This window comes from Pseudomonas sp. AC255 (assembly GCF_979258175.1).
Map to the genome: position 1 here is coordinate 3,956,039 of NZ_OZ409841.1, position 18,779 is coordinate 3,974,817.

Genomic DNA, 18,779 nt, shown 5'->3' on the forward strand with positions numbered 1-18,779 from the left:
GGAATCAGCGGTGGTTTGAGGGATTGGGCACAGGCACAAAAAAGCCCCCGCCAACCACAAGGCTGACGGGGGCTTTTCAGTTGAGGCCAGGCTTACATCTCCACCTGCGTCCCCAACTCAATCACCCGGTTCAACGGCAAATTAAAGAACCTCAAGTTCCCATTGGCATTCTTCAACATGAACGCAAACAGTGCCTCACGCCAACGCGCCATCCCCTCAAGTTTCGAAGCAATCACCGTCTCGCGGCTGAGGAAGTAGGTGGTACGCATCGGGCTGAAATCAAGATCATCCAGATGACACAGCTTCAACGCCTGCGGCACGTCGGGCTCGTCGGTGAAGCCGAAGTGCAGGATCACCCGGAAGAAGCCTTCACCGTGCGCTTCCACTTCAAAACGCCGTGATGGCGGTACGCGCGGGATGTCTTCGTAGACCACGGTCAGCAACACCACTTGCTCATGCAACACCTGGTTATGCAGCAGGTTGTGCAACAGGGCATGCGGCACGGCGTCGGAGCGTGCGGTGAGGAACACCGCGGTGCCTTGCACCCGATGCGGCGGTTGCACGCGGATGCTGCTGATGAAGATCGGCAGCGGCAGCGCGCCTTCGTCGAGGCGTTCGACCAGCAGCTGTTTGCCGCGCTTCCAGGTGGTCATCAGCACGAACAGGGCGATACCGGCGATCACCGGGAAAGCGCCGCCCTGGACGATCTTCGGTACGTTGGCAGCGAAATACAGACCATCCACCAACAGGAAGCCGATCAACACCGGCACCGCAAGGATCGGTGGCCATTTCCACAGCAGCAACATCACGGCGGACACCAGAATGGTAGTCATCAGCATGGTGCCGGTCACTGCGACGCCGTAGGCCGAGGCCAGTGCACCGGAGGATTCGAAGCCCAGCACCAACAGGACCACACCGACCATCAGCGCCCAGTTCACCGCACCGATGTAGATCTGGCCTTGTTCGTCGCTGGAGGTGTGCTGGATGTACATGCGCGGGATGTAACCGAGCTGGATCGCCTGACGGGTCAGGGAGAACGCACCGGAAATCACGGCTTGCGAAGCGATCACCGTGGCCAGGGTCGACAGGCCGACCAGCGGAATCAGCGCCCAGCTCGGCGCCAGCAGATAGAACGGGTTGCGCGCGGCTTCCGGGTTTTCCAGCAGCAATGCGCCCTGGCCGAAGTAGTTGAGCACCAGCGCCGGCAGCACCAGCAGAAACCAGGCGCGGGCGATCGGCTTGCGACCGAAGTGGCCCATGTCGGCGTATAGCGCTTCCGCGCCGGTCAGCGCCAGCACCACGGCGCCGAGAATTGCGACGCCCATGCCCGGGTGCACGACGAAAAAATTAACCGCCCACATCGGGTTCAGTGCGTGCAGCACTTGCGGCGTATGGCTGATGCCGTACACACCGAGGGCGCCGAGGACGAGGAACCAGGTGACCATGATCGGCCCGAACAGAATGCCGATCCGCGCGGTACCGTGGCGCTGGATCAGAAACAGCGCGACCAGCACCACCAGCGACAGCGGCACCACCCAGTGATCAATGCCGTCAAACGCCAGGCCAAGGCCTTCGATCGCCGACAGCACCGAAATGGCCGGGGTGATCATGCTGTCGCCATAGAACAGCGCCGCGCCGATCAGCCCGCACACCACCAACAGCGTGCGCAGGCGCTTGCGCCCCGCCGCTGCGCGCCGTGCCAGTGCGGTCAGCGCCATGATGCCGCCCTCGCCCTGGTTGTCGGCGCGCAGGACGAACATCATGTACTTGATCGAGACCACCCAGATCAGCGACCAGAAGATCAACGACAGAATGCCCAGCACGCCGTCGTGATTGACCGGCACGCCGTAACCGCCGGAAAACACTTCCTTGAGGGTGTACAACGGGCTCGTACCGATGTCGCCATAAACCACCCCGACCGCCGCGACCAGCATGCTCAGCGGTCTGCTTGCCGAACCCTCGGCGCCCGCCGCATGACTACTTGCCTGACCCATCCAACACTCCTGATCTCGATACCGGCTTCTTTGAAGGAAGCACTATGCTTTGAGTTGCAGCATGCGCTGTTTTACCTGTTGTTACAGACCAATGATTGACTGCAAGAAATCGGTAAAGCTCAACGGCGCGAAGCATAGCGCAGCACTCGTCGTATTTCCCCGTATAAAGCTGGTCAAGTGCGTTGCCCGCCGCTAGAATTGCGCACTTTTTGATCAGAGGCGCGCCCTAAGCGCCCATCCGTCGGCTTGCGCATCAAGCAAGCGACGTCACAAAACACCGAGGTTAGACATGTCCACCACTCCTGCGCCGGCCAATCCAAAGGTTGGCTTTGTATCTCTGGGTTGCCCGAAAGCACTGGTCGACTCCGAGCGCATCCTGACCCAGCTGCGCATGGAAGGCTATGACGTGGTGTCCACCTATCAGGACGCCGACGTCGTGGTGGTCAACACCTGCGGTTTCATCGATTCGGCCAAGGCTGAGTCGCTGGAAGTGATCGGCGAAGCGATCAAGGAAAACGGCAAGGTCATCGTCACCGGTTGCATGGGCGTGGAAGAAGGCAACATCCGCGACGTACACCCGAGCGTGCTGGCCGTGACCGGTCCGCAGCAGTACGAGCAAGTGGTCAACGCCGTGCACGAAGTGGTGCCGCCGCGTCAGGATCACAACCCGCTGATCGACCTGGTGCCGCCGCAAGGCATCAAACTGACCCCACGCCACTACGCGTACCTGAAGATTTCCGAAGGCTGCAACCACAGCTGCTCGTTCTGCATCATCCCGTCGATGCGCGGCAAACTGGTCAGCCGTCCGGTCGGTGATGTGCTCGACGAGGCGCAGCGCCTGGTCAAATCCGGCGTCAAAGAGCTGCTGGTGATCTCGCAAGACACCAGCGCCTACGGCGTCGACGTGAAATACCGCACCGGCTTCTGGAACGGCGCGCCGGTGAAAACCCGCATGACCGAACTGTGCGAAGCGCTGAGCACGCTGGGCGTCTGGGTGCGCTTGCACTACGTTTATCCGTACCCGCACGTCGACGAGCTGATCCCGCTGATGGCCGCCGGCAAGATCCTGCCGTACCTGGACATCCCGTTCCAGCACGCCAGCCCGAAAGTCCTGAAGTCGATGAAACGCCCGGCGTTCGAAGACAAGACCCTGGCCCGCATCAAGAACTGGCGCGAAATCTGCCCGGACCTGATCATCCGTTCGACCTTCATCGTCGGCTTCCCTGGCGAAACCGAAGAAGACTTCCAGTACCTGCTCAACTGGCTGACCGAAGCCCAACTCGACCGCGTCGGCTGCTTCCAGTACTCGCCGGTGGATGGCGCACCGGCCAACGATCTGGATCTGGAAGTGGTCCCGGACGACGTCAAGCAGGATCGTTGGGAGCGCTTCATGGCGCACCAGCAGGCGATCAGCTCGGCACGCCTGCAAATGCGCATCGGTCGTGAGATTGAAGTGCTAGTGGATGAGGTGGACGAGCAAGGCGCGGTCGGCCGTTGCTTCTTCGACGCCCCGGAAATCGATGGCAACGTGTTTATCGACAACGGCAGCAACCTGAAGCCGGGCGACAAGGTCTGGTGCAAGGTGACTGACGCTGACGAATATGATTTGTGGGCTGAGCAGATCTGATCTGAAGATCAAAAGCCCCTCACCCCAGCCCTCTCCCAGAGGGAGAGGGAGCTGACCGTGTTGTTCTTTCTAGGTACATCGACCTGAGCTATCCGGTCGAACTCAGGCTTTGAACAGCACGAAGATCAGCTCCCTTCCCCTCGCCCCCTCTGGGGGAGAGGGTTGGGGTGAGGGGAGAGATCTTGCTGGCGACAGAAATAGCCAGCCAGACACCGCAAAAAATCCAAAAAGCCCCGCTCTTTTACAAGAAGCGGGGCTTTTTTGCGGCTATCGTTTAGCGGGGGACGGACTCCCTTGAACCGCACAAGAGGCACACGCACATGCGTCAGCATTCGGTCATCCACACACCGAAAATCAGCGATTACGAAGAACTGACCCGGGTCTGGGAGGCCTCGGTCCGTGCGACTCACCAGTTCCTGCCGGACAGTTACATCGAGCTGCTGCGCAATCTGGTGCTCACCCGCTATCTCGACGCGGTAATGCTGATCTGCACCAAGGACCGCCAGCAGCGCATCACCGGGTTTGCCGGTGTGGCGGCGGGCAAGATTGAAATGCTGTTCATCGATCCCGACCATCGTGGTCAGGGACTGGGCAAGCAATTGCTGCGCTATGCGATCGAACGGCTCAACGCCGATGAACTCGACGTCAACGAACAAAATCCGCAAGCCTTGGGTTTTTACGAGAAACAGGGCTTCGAGGTGATCGGCCGCTCCGACGTCGATGGCATGGGCCAGCCGTATCCGCTACTGCATATGCGCCTGCGGCAGTCCCAGCAGCGCGCGAACCATGCCTGACACAACCTGGAACCCTGTGGGAGCTGGCTTGCCAGCGATGCAGACGCCGCGGTGTACGAGAAATACCGAGTTGATACCATCGCAGGCAAGCCAGCTCCCACAGGGAATACCAACACCCTGCAAATGGAACCGGGCTTAACCGCTTCCACACAGGTACAATGCCCACCCCTTTTTTGTTACGGCCCCGTCATGACTGACCCGATCCGCCTCTCCAAACGCCTCATCGAACTGGTCGGTTGCTCCCGCCGGGAGGCCGAGCTGTTCATCGAGGGCGGCTGGGTCACCGTGGACGGCGAAGTCATCGATGAGCCGCAATTCAAGGTCGGCGAGCAAAAGGTCGAGCTCGACAAGGACGCCAAGGCCACCGCGCCGGAGCCGGTGACCATCCTGCTCAACGCGCCCGCCGGCATGGATGTCGACAGCGCCATGCAATCGCTCAGCGCCGAAACCCTCAGCGAAGAGCATCGCTACGGCAAGCGTCCGTTGCGCGGGCATTTCCTGCGCCTGACCGCCAGCGCCGACCTGCAGCCCAAGGCCAGCGGCCTGCTGGTGTTCACCCAGGACTGGAAAATCCTGCGCAAGCTCACCGCCGACGCGGCGAAGATCGAGCAGGAATACATCGTCGAAGTCGAAGGTGAGATGGCTGCCCACGGCCTCAATCGCCTGCAGCATGGCCCGACGCACAAGGGCAAGGAGCTGCCGCCGGTCAAGGCCAGTTGGCAGAACGAAAACCGTCTGCGCTTCGCCATGAAAAACCCGCAGCCGGGGATCATCGCGCAGTTCTGCGAAGCGGTCGGCCTGAAGGTCATCGGCATCCGCCGCATCCGCATCGGCGGCGTCTCGATCGGCAAGGTCCCGGTTGGCCAATGGCGCTACCTGTCCGGCAAAGAGAAGTTCTAGAACTTCCACTGCCGCCACACATTTCGGCAGTGCTTACGAGCGCTGCCCACAACGCATCAGGAATACCGACATGGTTCATAACGACGTACTGCGCAGCGTGCGCTACATGCTCGACATCAGCGACAAGAAAGTTGTCGAGATCATCAAACTGGGCGGCATGGACGTCACGCTCGCCGATGTAATCACCTGGCTCGACAAGAAAGAAGAAGACGAAGAAGGCTTCGTACGCTGCCCGGACGAAGTCATCGCGCACTTCCTCGACGGTCTGGTGATCTTCAAACGCGGCAAGGACGAAAGCCGTCCGCCGCAGCCGATCGAAGTGCCGGTGACCAACAACATCATCCTGAAAAAACTGCGTGTGGCCTTCGAACTGAAAGAAGACGACATGCACGCGATCCTCAAGGCCGCCGAGTTTCCGGTGTCCAAGCCTGAACTGAGCGCGCTGTTCCGCAAGGTCGGCCACACCAACTATCGGCCGTGTGGCGACCAGTTGCTGCGTAACTTCCTCAAGGGTCTGACCCTGCGCGTTCGCCCGGCCTGATGCCCTTCTGCGGTGGCGACTGATGGTCGCCACCGCAGCGCATGACCGTTCATTCCCTTCGAAAATAGTGGCTCCGTTTTTTGCGGCTGGCGACTAGGGTGTATTGACCCCTAGCCCTCAGGACTCGCCATGCATCCCTACTTTTCCCTGCAAGGCCGCACCGCTCTGGTGACCGGCGGCACCCGTGGTATCGGCAAAATGATCGCCAAGGCCTTTGTCGAGGCTGGCGCCCGAGTGTTCGTCTGCTCCCGCGACGCCGAAGCCTGTCATCAAACGGCGCAAGAACTCAGTGCCTTCGGCACTTGCCACGGCGTGGCGGCGAATCTGGCGACCGAAGAAGGCGTGCAGGAACTGGCCACGCGCCTGGGTGAGCAGATCACTCATCTGGACATTCTGGTGAACAATGCCGGCACCACGTGGGGCGCGCCGCTGGAGAGTTATCCGGTCAAGGGCTGGGAAAAGGTCATGCAGCTCAACGTGACGTCGGTGTTCAGTTGCATCCAGCAGTTTCTGCCGTTACTGCGCAAGGCTGGCTCGGCAGCGAATCCGGCGCGGATCATCAATATCGGTTCGGTGGCGGGGATTTCTTCGTTTGGCGAGCAGGCATATGCCTATGGGCCGAGCAAGGCCGCCCTGCATCAGTTATCGCGCATTCTGGCGCGAGAACTGGTGAGCCAGCACATCAACGTCAACGTGATTGCGCCGGGACGATTTCCGAGCAAGATGACCCAGCATATTGGTAATGATGAGCAGGCATTGGCTGAGGATACTGCGCTGATTCCGATGAAGCGCTGGGGGCGTGAGGAAGAGATGGCGGCGCTGGCGATCAGCCTGGCGAGTACGGCGGGGGCTTATATGACCGGGAACATCATTCCTCTTGATGGTGGGTTCAGCCTCTGACATCGGCGGTGTGACTATCGCTGGCAAGCCAGCTCCCACAGGGTTCTTGGGTGTTTGAACAATCCAGGTTCACTCAAAAACCTGTGGGAGCTGGCTTGCCAGCGATGGCGTCCGCCCTGTCACCACCAGACTTGAAGCGAGCCGGGTTATCATGCCCGCCCTACCCCGCTTCGATCCCAGACCATGACTTACAGCGTCTCCCCCATCGGCTTCGTGCGCTCCTGCTTCAAGGAGAAGTTCGCCATCCCCCGCCAGCCACAACTGGCCCCGGCCGCCCGTGGCGTGCTGGAACTGGTCGCGCCGTTCGACCAGGGTGACGCCGTGCAGGGGCTGGAGCAGGTCAGCCATGTGTGGCTGTTGTTTCTGTTCCACCAAGCTCTGGAAGACAAACCGCGCCTGAAAGTGCGCCCGCCACGCCTGGGCGGCAACAAGTCGATGGGCGTGTTCGCCACCCGCGCCACCCACCGGCCGAACGGCATTGGCCAGTCGGTGGTGAAGCTGGACAGGGTCGAAGGTAATCGGCTGTTTATCTCCGGGATCGATCTGCTCGACGGCACGCCGGTGCTGGATATCAAACCGTATGTGCCGTATGCCGACATCATCCCTGGGGCAACCAATGACATCGCCAGCGCGGCGCCGCAGTTGATCGACGTCCAGTGGGCGGAGTCAGCCTTGAAACAAGCGCACACCCACGCTCAGCGGCTTGAAGAGCCATTGGTTGAGCTGATCGAGCAGTGCCTGGCGCAGGATCCGCGTCCGGCGTATCAGACACCGGCGCCGGAACGTGAATATGGTGCGCAGTTCTGGGATCTGGACGTGCGCTGGCATTACCCGACGCCCGAACAGATCCGCGTGCTGGAAGTCATCCCGGCCACAGCCTGAAAACACGCCCAGTGTAGGAGCTGCCGAAGGCTGCGATCTTTTGATCTTGATTTTAAAAAGCAAGATCAAAAGATCGCAGCCTTCGGCAGCTCCTTGGATCGTGGCAGGCATGAAGGAAATGCTTCGGGCATAAAAAAGCCCCCATTGCCTGCCAAGGCAATGGGGGCTTTTTGTGGCGCTTACTTCTCGACGAATGCACGCTCGATCAGGTAATCACCCGGCTCGCGCATCCGCGCCGAGATCTTCAGGCCGAAGCTGTCGAGCACTTCGCTGGTCTCGTCGAGCATGCTCGGGCTGCCGCAGATCATCGCGCGATCGTCCTGCGGGTTGATCGGTGGCAGGCCGATGTCGCTGAACAGCTTGCCGCTGCGCATCAGGTCAGTCAGGCGGCCCTGATTCTCGAACGGCTCGCGGGTCACGGTCGGGTAGTAGATCAACTTGTCACGCAGCGCCTCGCCGAAGAATTCGTTCTGTGGCAAATGCTCGGTGATAAATTCGCGGTAGGCGACTTCGTTGACGTAACGCACACCGTGAACCAGGATCACTTTCTCAAAGCGCTCGTAGGTTTCCGGGTCCTGAATAACACTCATGAACGGCGCCAGACCGGTGCCGGTGCTCAGCAGGTACAGGTGCTTGCCCGGGTTCAGGTCATCAAGAACCAGCGTGCCGGTAGGCTTCTTCGAGATGATGATCTCGTCGCCTTCCTTCAAGTGCTGCAATTGGGAGGTCAGCGGACCGTCCTGCACTTTGATGCTGAAGAACTCGAGATGCTCTTCCCAGTTCGGGCTGGCGATCGAGTAAGCGCGCATAAGCGGGCGGCCGTTGGGCTGTTGCAGGCCGATCATCACGAACTGACCGTTCTCGAAGCGCAGGCCCGGATCGCGGGTGCACTTGAAGCTGAACAGAGTGTCGTTCCAGTGATGAACACTGAGGACACGCTCGTGGTTCATGTTGCTCATGTACGTTTGACTCCTGGAGATTGGTCTGCGCGGCTCAATGAGGCTCAACGTGCGCAATTGCATCGCATTCTAATAGCGACGACAATATCTGTTAACTGGATTATTAAGATAAGGGTTATCGGTTATATCGATATGCGATTTACTCTCCGTCAACTGCAAGTCTTCGTCGCCGTGGCCCAGCAGGAAAGCGTATCCCGTGCTGCGGGTCTGCTCAACCTCTCGCAATCGGCGGCCAGCACTTCGATCACCGAGCTTGAGCGCCAGTCCAGTTGCCAGCTGTTCGACCGCGCCGGCAAACGCCTGAGCCTCAACGCCCTTGGCAAACAACTGTTGCCGCAAGCAGTGGCCCTGCTTGACCAGGCCAAGGAAATCGAAGACCTGCTCAACGGCAAATCCGGTTTCGGCTCGCTGTCGGTGGGCGCCACGCTGACCATCGGCAATTACCTGGCGACCCTGCTGATCGGCAGTTTCATGCAGCGCCACCCGGAAAGTCAGGTCAAGCTGCACGTGCAGAACACTGCCAATATCGTGCAGCAGGTCGCCCACTACGAAATTGATCTGGGTCTAATCGAAGGCGATTGCAGCCACCCGGACATCGAAGTGCAGAGCTGGGTCGAAGATGAGTTGGTGGTGTTCTGCGCGCCGCAACATCCGCTGGCCCAACGCGGCTCCGCGACCATGGAAGAACTGACCCACGAGGCATGGATTCTGCGCGAACAGGGTTCCGGCACGCGGCTGACCTTCGACCAGGCCATGCGTCACCATCGCAGCGCGCTGAACATTCGTCTCGAGCTGGAACACACCGAAGCGATCAAACGTGCAGTGGAATCTGGCTTGGGGATTGGCTGCATTTCGCGGCTGGCGCTGCGCGATGCCTTCCGGCGCGGCAGTCTGGTGCCGGTGGAGACGCCGGATCTGGACCTGGCGCGGCAGTTCTATTTCATCTGGCACAAACAGAAGTACCAGACTTCAGCGATGCGCGAGTTTCTCGAGCTGTGCCGAGCATTCACCGCCGGGGTGCAGCGCAGCGACGAGATCGTTTTGCCGACGATTGCTTAAAGCAGAATCACCGCCCACACCAAAGCGATCATGCTCAGTGCGACAAATTGCGCGGCACTGCCCATGTCCTTGGCGTTTTTCGACAGCGGGTGCAGTTCCAGCGAAATGCGGTCAATGGCCGCTTCCACCGCCGAATTCAGCAGCTCGACAATCAGCGCCAGCAAGCAAACCGCGATCAACACCGCCTGCTCGACCCGGCTGACATTGAGGAAGAATGTCAGCGGAATCAGCACCACGTTGAGCAGCACCAGTTGGCGGAATGCCGCTTCGCCATTGAAGGCGGCGCGCAGGCCATCGAGCGAATAGCCGGACGCGTTGAGGATGCGTTTCAGGCCGGTCTGGCCCTTGAAAGGTGACATAAGAAAGAAACCAGCCAAAAAGGTGTGGGGAAGCTAGATCAACGAAAGTCAAAAAGCGTGAAACCGCCAGCCATCACTGGCTCGGAATTGACTCAAGTTGTTGCAGCAGTAAAGCCGCTTGTGTGCGAGTGCGCACGTTCAATTTGCGAAAGATCGCCGTGACGTGGGCCTTGATGGTCGCTTCCGACACGCTCAGCTCATAGGCGATCTGCTTGTTCAGCAGACCTTCGCAGACCATGGTCAGGACCCGGAACTGTTGCGGCGTCAGGCTGGCGAGGCCATCACTGGCAGCTTTCGCCTCATCCGACACGCTGACTGCTTCGAACGCTTGCGGCGGCCAGAACACGTCGCCATCGAGCACCTTGCGCACCGCTTCCTGAATTACGCTCAGATCGCTGGACTTGGGAATGAAACCACTGGCGCCGAACTCGCGGGATTTGACCATCACCGAGGCTTCTTCCTGGGCAGAGACCATCACCACCGGAATCTGCGGATACTGCCCGCGCAGCAGCACCAGCCCGGAAAAACCGTAGGCGCCGGGCATGTTCAGGTCCAGCAGAACCAGATCCCAGTCAGCCTTTTCAGTCAGGCGAGCTTCCAGTTCGGCAATGCTCGCCACCTCCACCAGTCGCACGTCCGGGCCAAGGCCCAGCGTCACCGCTTGGTGCAGGGCGCTACGAAACAGGGGGTGATCATCGGCAATCAGGATGTCGTATGTGGCCATTTTTCAAATGATCCTGTTTTTGATGGCAGACGCGGTAGATTCCGGTCTGGCCAAAGCAACTCGAGACAACGCTTGGAAGCGATATCCACAGGGGCACGTTCGACGCCAATCAACAGCAAACACGGCGTCTCAAACCTTGGCCGCACCCTAATCGGCGCCAAGCATGCCCAGCGCAGCCGGGGTGGTCAAGCAAGATGGCCAGCGCTGTCGACAGTATGGGCCACTATCGGGCCAACGCCGGCTGCGGCTTTCGTATATAGGGCAGCAGCTCGGCGTGAGCGGGCGTTGATTCATTCATGTCCAGTTGCTGCTTGGCACCGAGGTAATGCTGGCTGAACACATCGAAATATGCATCCAGCGCCGAAGCGGCTTCGCTGTCACCGGCCAGTTCCAGGCACAACGCCGCGACTTCGGCGGTGCACAGGTGCTCGCTGCGGGTCGAACGGCGCAAGCGATAGCGCGAGAGTTTGTCGGGCAGCAGGCTGAGGATCGGCAAGCGGTCGAAATACGGACTCTTGCGAAAGATCTTGCGCGCCTCCGTCCAGGTCGCATCGAGCAAAATGAACAGCGGGCGCTTGCTGCTATCGACTGCCACCGTGTTGGTCACCCGCGACGGTTCGACATACTCGCCCGGAAACACCAGGTACGGCTGCCATTGCGGATCGTTGAGCAGTGCAAGCATCTGCGGGTCGGGCTCGGTGCGTGACCAGATGAACGCATGGTTGTCGCGCACCACATCGGCAATCAGCCAACCGGTGTTGCTTGGCTTGAACACTTCCTTGCCGGTCATGATCAGGCACACGCCGGAACGGGTGTCGACGCTTGGCCGCCACGCGCACAGGCAATGACTGATGATGACCCGGCAATCGCGGCAACGCTCGGAGCGAAAGCCGCGCGCCTGAATCGGCTTGATGCCTTCGTCTTCGCGCTGATCGCGCAGGCGGGCCACGGCGTTGGGGGCAGGGTTCATCGCAGGCAACACCGGCAGACAGGGAAACTCGACACGAACGACACTCGGCAGGGCAATAAAGGCCGGCAGTTTACCAGAGCGTCGGCCACAAGCCTGTACCGTCCAGACCGGCTCCCCTATAATTCGCCGCCACTGAACGCACCGCCCCGTGACGGGTCGAACCACCAGTCACCGAATCAGGAGAGTTTCATGCTGCGCCTTATCGTTCCCACCGCTGCCATTCTGCTGGCGTCGTCCTTTACCGCTCAGGCTGCGTCCCTGAGTGAGCAGAATCTGAACCGAGAGCTGCGCAACGTCGCCGCCCAAAGCAGCGTCGGCACGCCACGGGCGATCAATGAAGACATTCTTGATCAAGGCTACACCGTCGAAGGCACGCAGCTGATCAACCATCTGAGCGTGCAAAAAAGCCACGCCGACAAGATGCGCGCCGATCCCAAGGCTGTGTATTTCCAGTTGGGCGCGTCGGTGTGCAACAACCCGTCGTACCGCAAGCTGATGGCCAAGGGCGCGATCATGCGTTACGACTTCACCGAAGTGAAAACCAACAAAGCGATCGGCTCGGCCAGCTACCAGGAATCCGATTGCCCGAAAGCCGCGCCAGCGAAGAAGAAGTAATCAGCGCGAAGCCTTGGCGCGCCGCTGTTCATCCTCGGCGCGCAGTTCCGCCACCAGCGCCTGCAGATAGCGCGAGCGACGCTCGCCGCCGGCCAATCGTCGGCAGCACTCTTCTTCGAGACTCAATTGATGCGTCTCGGCCGACTCCTGCAACATTCGATACAGCTGCGTATCGATCTCCAGAACCACTCTGACCATGCATCCCGCCTCCTTGCCACCCACGAATCCTTGAATTGCTTTGCCTTGCGCAAACGCAAGGTTGTCTTGCGACGTCTGTATTTGAGTAAATCAGAGTGATGGCCCTTTGCGATACGTTCAGACGAGCGGCGAGGCTTTGGCGCAAATCAGTAAGCGGTTGCCAGACAAAACGTTACAGCGCACTGTTCAAGTCAGCGCGAATGCGTGCGAGGGTCTAGATTGAGAGTATTCCCGATCATTTGTTAACGGCAGAAATGGAACTGCCGGCCCTGTGTGTTTTTGCAGTGCGACCCGGACGCTGGTTGTCCGGGCTACCCGCCCTGTACAGAAGGAGACGTTGAATGCCTTATCAACCGAATGACCTCTTGAGCCGTCATTTTCAGGAAAGCGGCGACCTTGTCAGCCAGGTCGAAGCCCAACTCAGTCATATTTCCACCAACAGCCCGAACATTCCCATCTACCGTGACATGATCCTGACCGTGCTGCGCATGGCTCAGGAAGACCACAACCGCTGGAACGCCAAGATCACCCTGCAAGCCCTGCGTGAGCTGGAACAAGCGTTCCGCGTGCTCGAACAATTCAAGGGCCGGCGCAAAGTCACCGTGTTCGGCTCGGCACGTACGCCAGTGGAACATCCGCTATACGCGATGGCCCGCGAACTCGGCGCGGCGCTGACGCGTGCAGAGATGATGGTCATCACCGGCGCCGGCGGCGGCATCATGGCCGCCGCCCACGAAGGAGCCGGACGTGACCACAGTTTGGGTTTCAACATCACCCTGCCCTTCGAACAACATGCCAACCCCACCGTCGACGGCACCGATAATCTGTTGCCCTTCCACTTTTTCTTTACCCGCAAACTGTTCTTCGTCAAAGAGGCTGACGCGCTGGTGCTGTGCCCGGGCGGGTTTGGCACCCTTGATGAAGCGCTGGAGGTGCTGACACTGATTCAGACCGGCAAAAGCCCATTGGTGCCGGTGGTGTTGCTGGATGTTCCGGGGGGTACCTTCTGGCAAGGTGCGCTGGACTTCATTCGCAATCAGCTGGAAGAAAACCGCTACATCCTGCCGACCGATATGAAGTTGATGCGGCTGGTCTACAGCGTTGAAGAAGCGGTGGAAGAGATCAATCAGTTTTACAGCAACTTCCACTCCAGCCGCTGGCTCAAGCGGCAATTTGTGATTCGCATGAACCACAAGCTCAGCGACCAGGCACTGGCGCGGATGCAGGAGGAGTTTGCTGATCTGTGCCTGAGCGACCAGTTCCACCAACATGCCTACAGCGGCGAAGAACACGACGATGCGCAGTTCAGCCATCTGGCACGGCTGGCCTTTGCCTTCAATGGCCGTACCCATGGTCGTCTGAGGGAGTTGGTGGACTTTATCAATCTGCCGGAAAACTGGGCCGATTCAAAACCGCCCACTGCACAACGCTCACGCGAGCCTTTCAACGTAATTTGAAGGCAAAAAAAGGCCCGCTATTTTCTAAAAAATAGCGGGCCTTTTTTGTTGAATCGGTCTAATCGTCCATCCCTCGACCGCTGAACAAGCGGTTGATCATCTCCATCGAGAACCCCCGATACGCCAAAAACCGGCCTTGCCTGGCCCGTTCTTTCGCATCAATCGGTAAATGTCCGGAGAACTTGCGTTGCCACGTATCCTGAAGCTGCGCCTGCCAATTGATACCACTTTCGCGCAGGGCGATTTCGATATCGGTACGTTGCAACCCCCGCTGGCTGAGTTCCTCGCGAATTCGCAGGGGGCCATAGCCGGAACGGGCGCGGTAGGAGACAAAACTTTCAAGGTAACGGGCTTCGGAAAGCAGCCCCTCTTCCGTCAAACGGTCGAGGGCTGTTTCGATCAGCTCCGCCTCGGCGCCGCGCTGACGCAGCTTACGCGTCAACTCGACTCGACCATGCTCGCGACGTGCGAGCAGGTCCATGGCGGTTCGCCGCACCGCGACGAGGGTATCCAGTACGGCGGTGGTCATCGCTGGTATCAGAGATCAGCATCGGCCAGGTCGTCTTCGGTCTCTTTGACCGCCGAGGCCTTGGAATCCGCGATCACCGCTGGCGACAGCAGCTTGTCACGCAGCTGCTTCTCGAGCTTCGCGGCGATTTCCGGGTTGTCCGCCAGGAACTTGGCCGAGTTGGCCTTGCCCTGACCGATCTTGGTGCCTTCGTAGGCGTACCAGGCGCCGGACTTCTCGACGAAACCGTGCAGCACACCCAGGTCGATCATCTCGCCGTTGAGGTAGATGCCTTTGCCGTAAAGAATCTGGAACTCGGCCTGACGGAACGGCGAAGCCACCTTGTTCTTCACAACCTTGACGCGGGTTTCGCTGCCGACCACTTCGTCGCCTTCCTTCACCGCGCCGGTACGGCGGATGTCGAGACGAACCGAGGCGTAGAACTTCAGCGCGTTACCACCGGTGGTGGTTTCCGGGCTGCCGAACATCACGCCGATTTTCATACGGATCTGGTTGATGAAGATGACCAGGCAGTTGGCGTTCTTGATGTTACCGGTGATTTTACGCAGCGCCTGAGACATCAGACGTGCTTGCAGGCCGACGTGCATGTCGCCCATTTCACCTTCGATTTCAGCCTTCGGTACCAGTGCCGCCACGGAGTCGACGATGATCACGTCAACGGCATTGGAGCGCACCAGCATATCGGTGATTTCCAGGGCCTGTTCGCCGGTGTCCGGCTGGGAAACCAGCAGGTCGTCAACGTTGACGCCCAGCTTGCCGGCGTACTCTGGATCGAGCGCGTGTTCGGCGTCGACGAATGCGCAGGTCGCGCCGGCTTTTTGCGCCTGGGCGATCACGGACAAAGTCAGCGTGGTTTTACCGGAGGATTCAGGACCGTAGATTTCAACAATACGGCCTTTTGGCAGACCGCCGATGCCGAGTGCGATGTCCAGACCCAGAGAGCCAGTAGAGATGGCCGGGATCGCCTGACGGTCCTGATCGCCCATACGCATTACGGCACCCTTGCCGAATTGACGTTCGATCTGACCCAGGGCCGCAGCCAAGGCTTTCTTCTTGTTGTCGTCCATTAAAGTCCTCACGTAATCAATAAGGCCTGACGGCCAACACCTGTATAAGTAGCCAGTATTATTCCACAGCGTTCGAAGATCGCCTACCCCTGATTTTCGATTTCTCGTGCCGCTAGTCGCACAAGCCCCTCTAGCGCGGCCTTCACCGTTTGTCGGCGGACTTCATCACGGCCGCCGGGGAAGTGCTGAACTTCAGTGTAAACCTCATCGCCCACACCCCAGGCCAGCCACACCGTGCCCACCGGTTTGTTCGGCGTGCCGCCGTCGGGACCGGCTACACCGCTGACCGCCACGGCAAAATGCGCCAGGCTGTGCCGCTGCGCCCCGCGCACCATGGCCTCGACCACTTCACGACTGACCGCCCCTACCGTCTCGAACAAATCGCCTGGCACATCCAGCTGCCGGGTTTTCTGCCGATTGGAGTAAGTCACGTACCCCGCTTCAAACCAGGCCGAACTGCCCGGAATCCGCGTAATCGCTTCGGCGATACCGCCACCGGTACAGGACTCGGCGGTAGTGACATGAGCATTGAGCACTTGCAGACGTCGGCCCAGTTCTGCGGCCAGTTGGGTGGTCTCTTTCACGGCGAGCTCCGGATCGTGTGGAATGCCTCCACCGTACACGAGCCGGACGCGCTTTCAATACACAGAATCATTCAAGATGTTCGGGCGCCAGCGCTCTGACATAGGCCTGACAGGCCTGCAACGCAATCAATCCACGGTCGCCGGTGTCGGTGATGGCGATAATTCGTTGAGCATGCGCCGGGTCAAGTCGGGCGCGTACGGTTGCAGGATCCACGCCGCCGGTGCCGGCGGCGGCTGGCACCGCACAGCCGTGGGCAACGTCGCCGGCATCGAGAAGGACTGACAGCCGCACATCGGCAGTAGCAAGGCGATCGCGCAAGCGATCCTGATCACGTTGGGCATCGCTCAGCGCTCGATAATGGGTTTGCTCACTGGCCGCGAGCCGCTGCTCCAGTGCCAGGCGTCTATCCTGCTCGGCCTGTTGCGCGGTGGAGGCGGTCTGCGTCAGTTGATTGAGGGTTTCGGCGTTTAACCGCGCCTGCTCGGCTAATCGCCGCCCGTAGCGCCAGTCCTGAAACTGCCATGCCGCTGCAAACGCCCCGGTCACCAGCAGCAACAGACCAATCACGCGCCAGGAGCCGGACATAGCACCGCCCTCGCCCGCGCCCAAATCTCGAGGCGATCCTGCAAGCCGTTCAACCCGCCGTTGATCCGGCGGGTGATGGTGTTGAACTGGTCCGCGTCGGCCAGTTCATTCAAGCCCTTCTGCCCCCAGAACCACGCCGCCGATTCGGCCGCCCACTGCGGTTGCTCGAGCAATTCGGGCAATGCCAACAGACGCTCATCGCCAAACAAGCCGAGGCTGCATTGGCGATAGTTGGCGCGACCGGTGATTTGTATGAGCCCACGCCCTCGGTACTTTTGCCCGTCGCCATCCGCCTCGGGCGTATTGCCCAAACGCAGCGCCAGCGTACCGGTATCGTATTTGCTCAGGTACTGGTTGTTGCCCAGTTCGCGCACGTAACGCAACTGTCCCGACTCGTGGCCGACCTGCGCGAGGAAGGCCGCTATACGTTTTGGCGTATCGATGCGATGCCTGGCCATCGCGGTGTTGAGTGGCGAAACAAAAACGCCCGCTTGGGAGCGGGCGTTGGGCATGATGTCGATTAGGTGTGTTTCAGTTAATTGCATGATGCTTGATCCTCCCTGGATGTTGTCCCGATTGAATCACGGCTGGCGGTTGATGCTTGCCAGCCATTTTTTTCCGGAGTTTTCAGGTAATGAACCGTTCGATCAAAACGGCCTCAGAGTGCAGCGGCCAACCATACGGGAGCCACTGGCCGATGCTCGCTGAACGGAAAGAATGATCCCTGCGGCCAGTCACGCAAGTCACGACGATAGGCCTGCAACTGGGCGTATTGCTCGGTAGTAAGCGTGGTACCGCCGCCGTCCTCGAGTTCGTCTCGGTCACGCGCCACCAAACCGTCAGTGGCGGCCAGCTGGGCCGTACGCCAGGCGCGCTCGGCGTCAGCAGCTGCATCCGGCGAGGGTGGCGGGGGATCGACGAGAATCGGATAACCGTTAGTGGCGCTCACGCCGATCATTTTTGGCGTGACCGCCAACTGTTGCAGTAATGAGATCCAATAGCCCTGAGGAATCTCGATTACGTCATCGGGAATGTCCGTCGAGTTGATACCCGGCACATACGCACCTTGGGTGCTGGCGCTGAATAAAACAGTGAAGGGGTTCATTCAGTAGCCCTTTGCAAAATAATTCACCGACCAACCGGCGCTGACTTGACCAGCAGCATTGCGAATTCTCAGCGTGCAGCCCTTTGCGCTGTACGCTGTTACCGCAACCATCGCCGCATCGCCCCCCGTATGTGTCGCTACCAGCGAGAAATATGCCTTGGGAAAAGTCATCGCAAATGTCACGTAGACATCCCCCTCGGCGTTCGATATCCCCGTGCCCCACTGATCGATGTTGCCACTGGCGTGTTTTTGATACCCGGGATTGCTGACCATTCCGGAAAACAGCGCGGCGTATTTCAAACTGGCGGTCCCGTAAACCGTCCAGATGCCGCTCTCTTTGACAAAGTTGGCGCTCTCCCCGCTGTTCATCACAATCGAGGTCAGATAGGCCCCTTGGGGGCTGATCTGCGCACCGGACTTACTCGCAACCGTGACCGGTGCACTGTTGCGGCAGTGCAGGCCAATGCTCGCGCCATCAGGTACCGAGGCCACGTCAGGCAGGGTGACGGTATAGGAAACGGTCCCGCCCATTCCGATCGAGCAGCCGACATCAGCGATCGACAGTTGCGTTGCGGCGGATACTCCCCTTGCACTTGCGTAACTGCCTAATGCACGCTGAACAAACTCAGCAGTGGCCACCGACCGACTTTTATCAAACTGGGCGGCAGTCAAAAACAGCGCCGGGCTGCGAAGTGCGCCGAGCAATTGATCGTTGGTCGTCTCTTCCGGCGTTAAACCCGCCGCCTGAACAACACTAAGAATTTCCTGCGTTACACCATTTCCCCACACCGCTGGAATCAGCGAGCCCGGCGCTCCGCTTGCAGGGTTTTCATCCACGAACCTGCCATTGACCAGTCCGATATTGGGCACACTCTTTGGATAATCCATTTTTAGTCTCCGGCTGTATTCATTCGATGCCGAGTGCGCAC

22 protein-coding genes are annotated in these 18,779 nt (G+C 59.7%); 9 read left to right on the forward strand and 13 right to left on the reverse strand.

Annotated elements, in window-relative coordinates; all coding sequences use genetic code 11:
• Nucleotides 1–92: 92 nt before the first annotated feature.
• On the reverse strand, nt 93–1,934 hold the full coding sequence (locus ACZZ0K_RS18005; protein WP_374046350.1) for a potassium transporter Kup: 1,842 nt from the start codon (nt 1,932–1,934) through the stop codon (nt 93–95).
• 349 nt (nt 1,935–2,283) lie between these two features.
• Between ACZZ0K_RS18005 and rimO the strand changes: the two genes are divergently transcribed.
• The 6 genes from rimO to tsaA all read left to right on the forward strand — a co-directional run bounded on the left by rimO (nt 2,284) and on the right by tsaA (nt 7,638).
• A complete protein-coding gene (rimO, locus tag ACZZ0K_RS18010; protein WP_024011887.1) occupies nt 2,284–3,621 on the forward strand; it encodes a 30S ribosomal protein S12 methylthiotransferase RimO in 1,338 nt (445 codons plus the stop codon).
• Nucleotides 3,622–3,941: 320 nt separating this feature from the next.
• Entirely contained in the window at nt 3,942–4,415 is a 474-nt protein-coding gene (locus ACZZ0K_RS18015) for a GNAT family N-acetyltransferase (protein ID WP_150743342.1), read from the forward strand.
• Between the two features lie 189 nt (nt 4,416–4,604).
• Nucleotides 4,605–5,315: an rRNA pseudouridine synthase gene (locus tag ACZZ0K_RS18020; protein ID WP_258707693.1), complete on the forward strand. Its 711-nt coding sequence runs from the start codon at nt 4,605–4,607 to the stop codon at nt 5,313–5,315.
• Nucleotides 5,316–5,385: 70 nt separating this feature from the next.
• Nucleotides 5,386–5,856: a YehS family protein gene (locus ACZZ0K_RS18025; protein ID WP_056783315.1), complete on the forward strand. Its 471-nt coding sequence runs from the start codon at nt 5,386–5,388 to the stop codon at nt 5,854–5,856.
• 129 nt (nt 5,857–5,985) lie between these two features.
• Nucleotides 5,986–6,756, forward strand: coding sequence for an SDR family oxidoreductase (locus ACZZ0K_RS18030; protein ID WP_258707692.1), 771 nt, complete (start codon nt 5,986–5,988; stop codon nt 6,754–6,756).
• A gap of 183 nt (nt 6,757–6,939) precedes the next feature.
• A complete protein-coding gene (gene tsaA, locus ACZZ0K_RS18035; protein ID WP_236168038.1) occupies nt 6,940–7,638 on the forward strand; it encodes a tRNA (N6-threonylcarbamoyladenosine(37)-N6)-methyltransferase TrmO in 699 nt (232 codons plus the stop codon).
• A 179-nt stretch (nt 7,639–7,817) separates the two neighbouring features.
• Here the strand turns inward: tsaA and fpr are convergent, their stop codons facing one another.
• Nucleotides 7,818–8,597 carry a ferredoxin-NADP reductase gene (gene fpr / locus ACZZ0K_RS18040; RefSeq protein ID WP_007908723.1) on the reverse strand — a complete coding sequence of 260 codons (780 nt, stop codon included), beginning with the start codon at nt 8,595–8,597 and terminating at the stop codon, nt 7,818–7,820.
• 132 nt (nt 8,598–8,729) lie between these two features.
• On the opposite strand from fpr, the gene ACZZ0K_RS18045 reads away from it, so the two are divergent.
• The gene (locus tag ACZZ0K_RS18045) at nt 8,730–9,656 is read left to right on the forward strand and encodes a LysR family transcriptional regulator (protein WP_034154937.1); all 927 of its coding nucleotides are present in this window, start codon (nt 8,730–8,732) and stop codon (nt 9,654–9,656) included.
• On the opposite strand, the gene ACZZ0K_RS18050 is transcribed toward ACZZ0K_RS18045, so the two are convergent.
• The 3 genes from ACZZ0K_RS18050 to ACZZ0K_RS18060 all read right to left on the reverse strand — a co-directional run bounded on the left by ACZZ0K_RS18050 (nt 9,653) and on the right by ACZZ0K_RS18060 (nt 11,709).
• Nucleotides 9,653–10,015 carry a diacylglycerol kinase gene (locus ACZZ0K_RS18050; RefSeq protein ID WP_258707691.1) on the reverse strand — a complete coding sequence of 121 codons (363 nt, stop codon included), beginning with the start codon at nt 10,013–10,015 and terminating at the stop codon, nt 9,653–9,655. The two genes, ACZZ0K_RS18045 and ACZZ0K_RS18050, sit on opposite strands and share 4 nt — an antisense overlap.
• A 73-nt stretch (nt 10,016–10,088) precedes the next feature.
• A complete protein-coding gene (gene erdR, locus ACZZ0K_RS18055) occupies nt 10,089–10,739 on the reverse strand; it encodes a response regulator transcription factor ErdR (protein WP_016771412.1) in 651 nt (216 codons plus the stop codon).
• A gap of 223 nt (nt 10,740–10,962) precedes the next feature.
• On the reverse strand, nt 10,963–11,709 hold the full coding sequence (locus ACZZ0K_RS18060) for a tRNA-uridine aminocarboxypropyltransferase (protein WP_258707690.1): 747 nt from the start codon (nt 11,707–11,709) through the stop codon (nt 10,963–10,965).
• Between the two features lie 189 nt (nt 11,710–11,898).
• Between ACZZ0K_RS18060 and ACZZ0K_RS18065 the strand changes: the two genes are divergently transcribed.
• Nucleotides 11,899–12,324: a PA3611 family quorum-sensing-regulated virulence factor gene (locus ACZZ0K_RS18065; RefSeq protein ID WP_007908738.1), complete on the forward strand. Its 426-nt coding sequence runs from the start codon at nt 11,899–11,901 to the stop codon at nt 12,322–12,324.
• Here ACZZ0K_RS18065 and ACZZ0K_RS18070 read toward each other — a convergent pair whose 3' ends face one another.
• A complete protein-coding gene (locus tag ACZZ0K_RS18070; protein ID WP_016770569.1) occupies nt 12,325–12,522 on the reverse strand; it encodes a hypothetical protein in 198 nt (65 codons plus the stop codon).
• A 341-nt stretch (nt 12,523–12,863) separates the two neighbouring features.
• Between ACZZ0K_RS18070 and ACZZ0K_RS18075 the strand changes: the two genes are divergently transcribed.
• Entirely contained in the window at nt 12,864–13,979 is a 1,116-nt protein-coding gene (locus tag ACZZ0K_RS18075) for an LOG family protein (protein ID WP_252885459.1), read from the forward strand.
• 58 nt (nt 13,980–14,037) lie between these two features.
• Here the strand turns inward: ACZZ0K_RS18075 and recX are convergent, their stop codons facing one another.
• From recX to ACZZ0K_RS18110, 7 genes are all read right to left on the reverse strand, one after another.
• The gene (recX, locus tag ACZZ0K_RS18080; protein WP_041478085.1) at nt 14,038–14,508 is read right to left on the reverse strand and encodes a recombination regulator RecX; all 471 of its coding nucleotides are present in this window, start codon (nt 14,506–14,508) and stop codon (nt 14,038–14,040) included.
• 8 nt (nt 14,509–14,516) lie between these two features.
• Entirely contained in the window at nt 14,517–15,575 is a 1,059-nt protein-coding gene (recA, locus tag ACZZ0K_RS18085; protein ID WP_024011876.1) for a recombinase RecA, read from the reverse strand.
• A gap of 83 nt (nt 15,576–15,658) precedes the next feature.
• Nucleotides 15,659–16,159, reverse strand: coding sequence for a CinA family protein (locus tag ACZZ0K_RS18090; protein WP_150743337.1), 501 nt, complete (start codon nt 16,157–16,159; stop codon nt 15,659–15,661).
• 67 nt (nt 16,160–16,226) lie between these two features.
• Nucleotides 16,227–16,745 (reverse strand): lysis protein, encoded by a 519-nt coding sequence (locus tag ACZZ0K_RS18095; protein ID WP_258707689.1) that lies wholly within the window; start codon nt 16,743–16,745, stop codon nt 16,227–16,229.
• Nucleotides 16,724–17,290: a glycoside hydrolase family 19 protein gene (locus ACZZ0K_RS18100; protein ID WP_258707688.1), complete on the reverse strand. Its 567-nt coding sequence runs from the start codon at nt 17,288–17,290 to the stop codon at nt 16,724–16,726. Before ACZZ0K_RS18100 ends, ACZZ0K_RS18095 begins: the two co-directional genes overlap by 22 nt.
• 113 nt (nt 17,291–17,403) lie before the next feature.
• Nucleotides 17,404–17,850, reverse strand: a complete 447-nt coding sequence (locus ACZZ0K_RS18105) for a tail fiber assembly protein (RefSeq protein ID WP_122704972.1) — start codon at nt 17,848–17,850, stop codon at nt 17,404–17,406.
• A complete protein-coding gene (locus ACZZ0K_RS18110) occupies nt 17,851–18,738 on the reverse strand; it encodes a gp53-like domain-containing protein (RefSeq protein ID WP_150743333.1) in 888 nt (295 codons plus the stop codon). It lies immediately after the preceding gene.
• Between the last annotated feature and the right edge of the window lie 41 nt (nt 18,739–18,779).

Excerpts from the sequence above, each read along its gene's own strand:
- ACZZ0K_RS18005 (WP_374046350.1), bottom strand. The coding sequence starts at position 1,934 with ATGCTGGTCGCGGCGGTCGGGGTGGTTTATGGCGACATCGGTACGAGC.
- rimO (WP_024011887.1), top strand. The coding sequence starts at position 2,284 with ATGTCCACCACTCCTGCGCCGGCCAATCCAAAGGTTGGCTTTGTATCT.
- ACZZ0K_RS18015 (WP_150743342.1), top strand. The coding sequence starts at position 3,942 with ATGCGTCAGCATTCGGTCATCCACACACCGAAAATCAGCGATTACGAA.
- ACZZ0K_RS18020 (WP_258707693.1), top strand. The coding sequence starts at position 4,605 with ATGACTGACCCGATCCGCCTCTCCAAACGCCTCATCGAACTGGTCGGT.
- ACZZ0K_RS18025 (WP_056783315.1), top strand. The coding sequence starts at position 5,386 with ATGGTTCATAACGACGTACTGCGCAGCGTGCGCTACATGCTCGACATC.
- ACZZ0K_RS18030 (WP_258707692.1), top strand. The coding sequence starts at position 5,986 with ATGCATCCCTACTTTTCCCTGCAAGGCCGCACCGCTCTGGTGACCGGC.
- tsaA (WP_236168038.1), top strand. The coding sequence starts at position 6,940 with ATGACTTACAGCGTCTCCCCCATCGGCTTCGTGCGCTCCTGCTTCAAG.
- fpr (WP_007908723.1), bottom strand. The coding sequence starts at position 8,597 with ATGAGCAACATGAACCACGAGCGTGTCCTCAGTGTTCATCACTGGAAC.
- ACZZ0K_RS18045 (WP_034154937.1), top strand. The coding sequence starts at position 8,730 with ATGCGATTTACTCTCCGTCAACTGCAAGTCTTCGTCGCCGTGGCCCAG.
- ACZZ0K_RS18050 (WP_258707691.1), bottom strand. The coding sequence starts at position 10,015 with ATGTCACCTTTCAAGGGCCAGACCGGCCTGAAACGCATCCTCAACGCG.
- erdR (WP_016771412.1), bottom strand. The coding sequence starts at position 10,739 with ATGGCCACATACGACATCCTGATTGCCGATGATCACCCCCTGTTTCGT.
- ACZZ0K_RS18060 (WP_258707690.1), bottom strand. The coding sequence starts at position 11,709 with ATGAACCCTGCCCCCAACGCCGTGGCCCGCCTGCGCGATCAGCGCGAA.
- ACZZ0K_RS18065 (WP_007908738.1), top strand. The coding sequence starts at position 11,899 with ATGCTGCGCCTTATCGTTCCCACCGCTGCCATTCTGCTGGCGTCGTCC.
- ACZZ0K_RS18070 (WP_016770569.1), bottom strand. The coding sequence starts at position 12,522 with ATGGTCAGAGTGGTTCTGGAGATCGATACGCAGCTGTATCGAATGTTG.
- ACZZ0K_RS18075 (WP_252885459.1), top strand. The coding sequence starts at position 12,864 with ATGCCTTATCAACCGAATGACCTCTTGAGCCGTCATTTTCAGGAAAGC.
- recX (WP_041478085.1), bottom strand. The coding sequence starts at position 14,508 with ATGACCACCGCCGTACTGGATACCCTCGTCGCGGTGCGGCGAACCGCC.
- recA (WP_024011876.1), bottom strand. The coding sequence starts at position 15,575 with ATGGACGACAACAAGAAGAAAGCCTTGGCTGCGGCCCTGGGTCAGATC.
- ACZZ0K_RS18095 (WP_258707689.1), bottom strand. The coding sequence starts at position 16,745 with ATGTCCGGCTCCTGGCGCGTGATTGGTCTGTTGCTGCTGGTGACCGGG.
- ACZZ0K_RS18100 (WP_258707688.1), bottom strand. The coding sequence starts at position 17,290 with ATGCAATTAACTGAAACACACCTAATCGACATCATGCCCAACGCCCGC.
- ACZZ0K_RS18105 (WP_122704972.1), bottom strand. The coding sequence starts at position 17,850 with ATGAACCCCTTCACTGTTTTATTCAGCGCCAGCACCCAAGGTGCGTAT.
- ACZZ0K_RS18110 (WP_150743333.1), bottom strand. The coding sequence starts at position 18,738 with ATGGATTATCCAAAGAGTGTGCCCAATATCGGACTGGTCAATGGCAGG.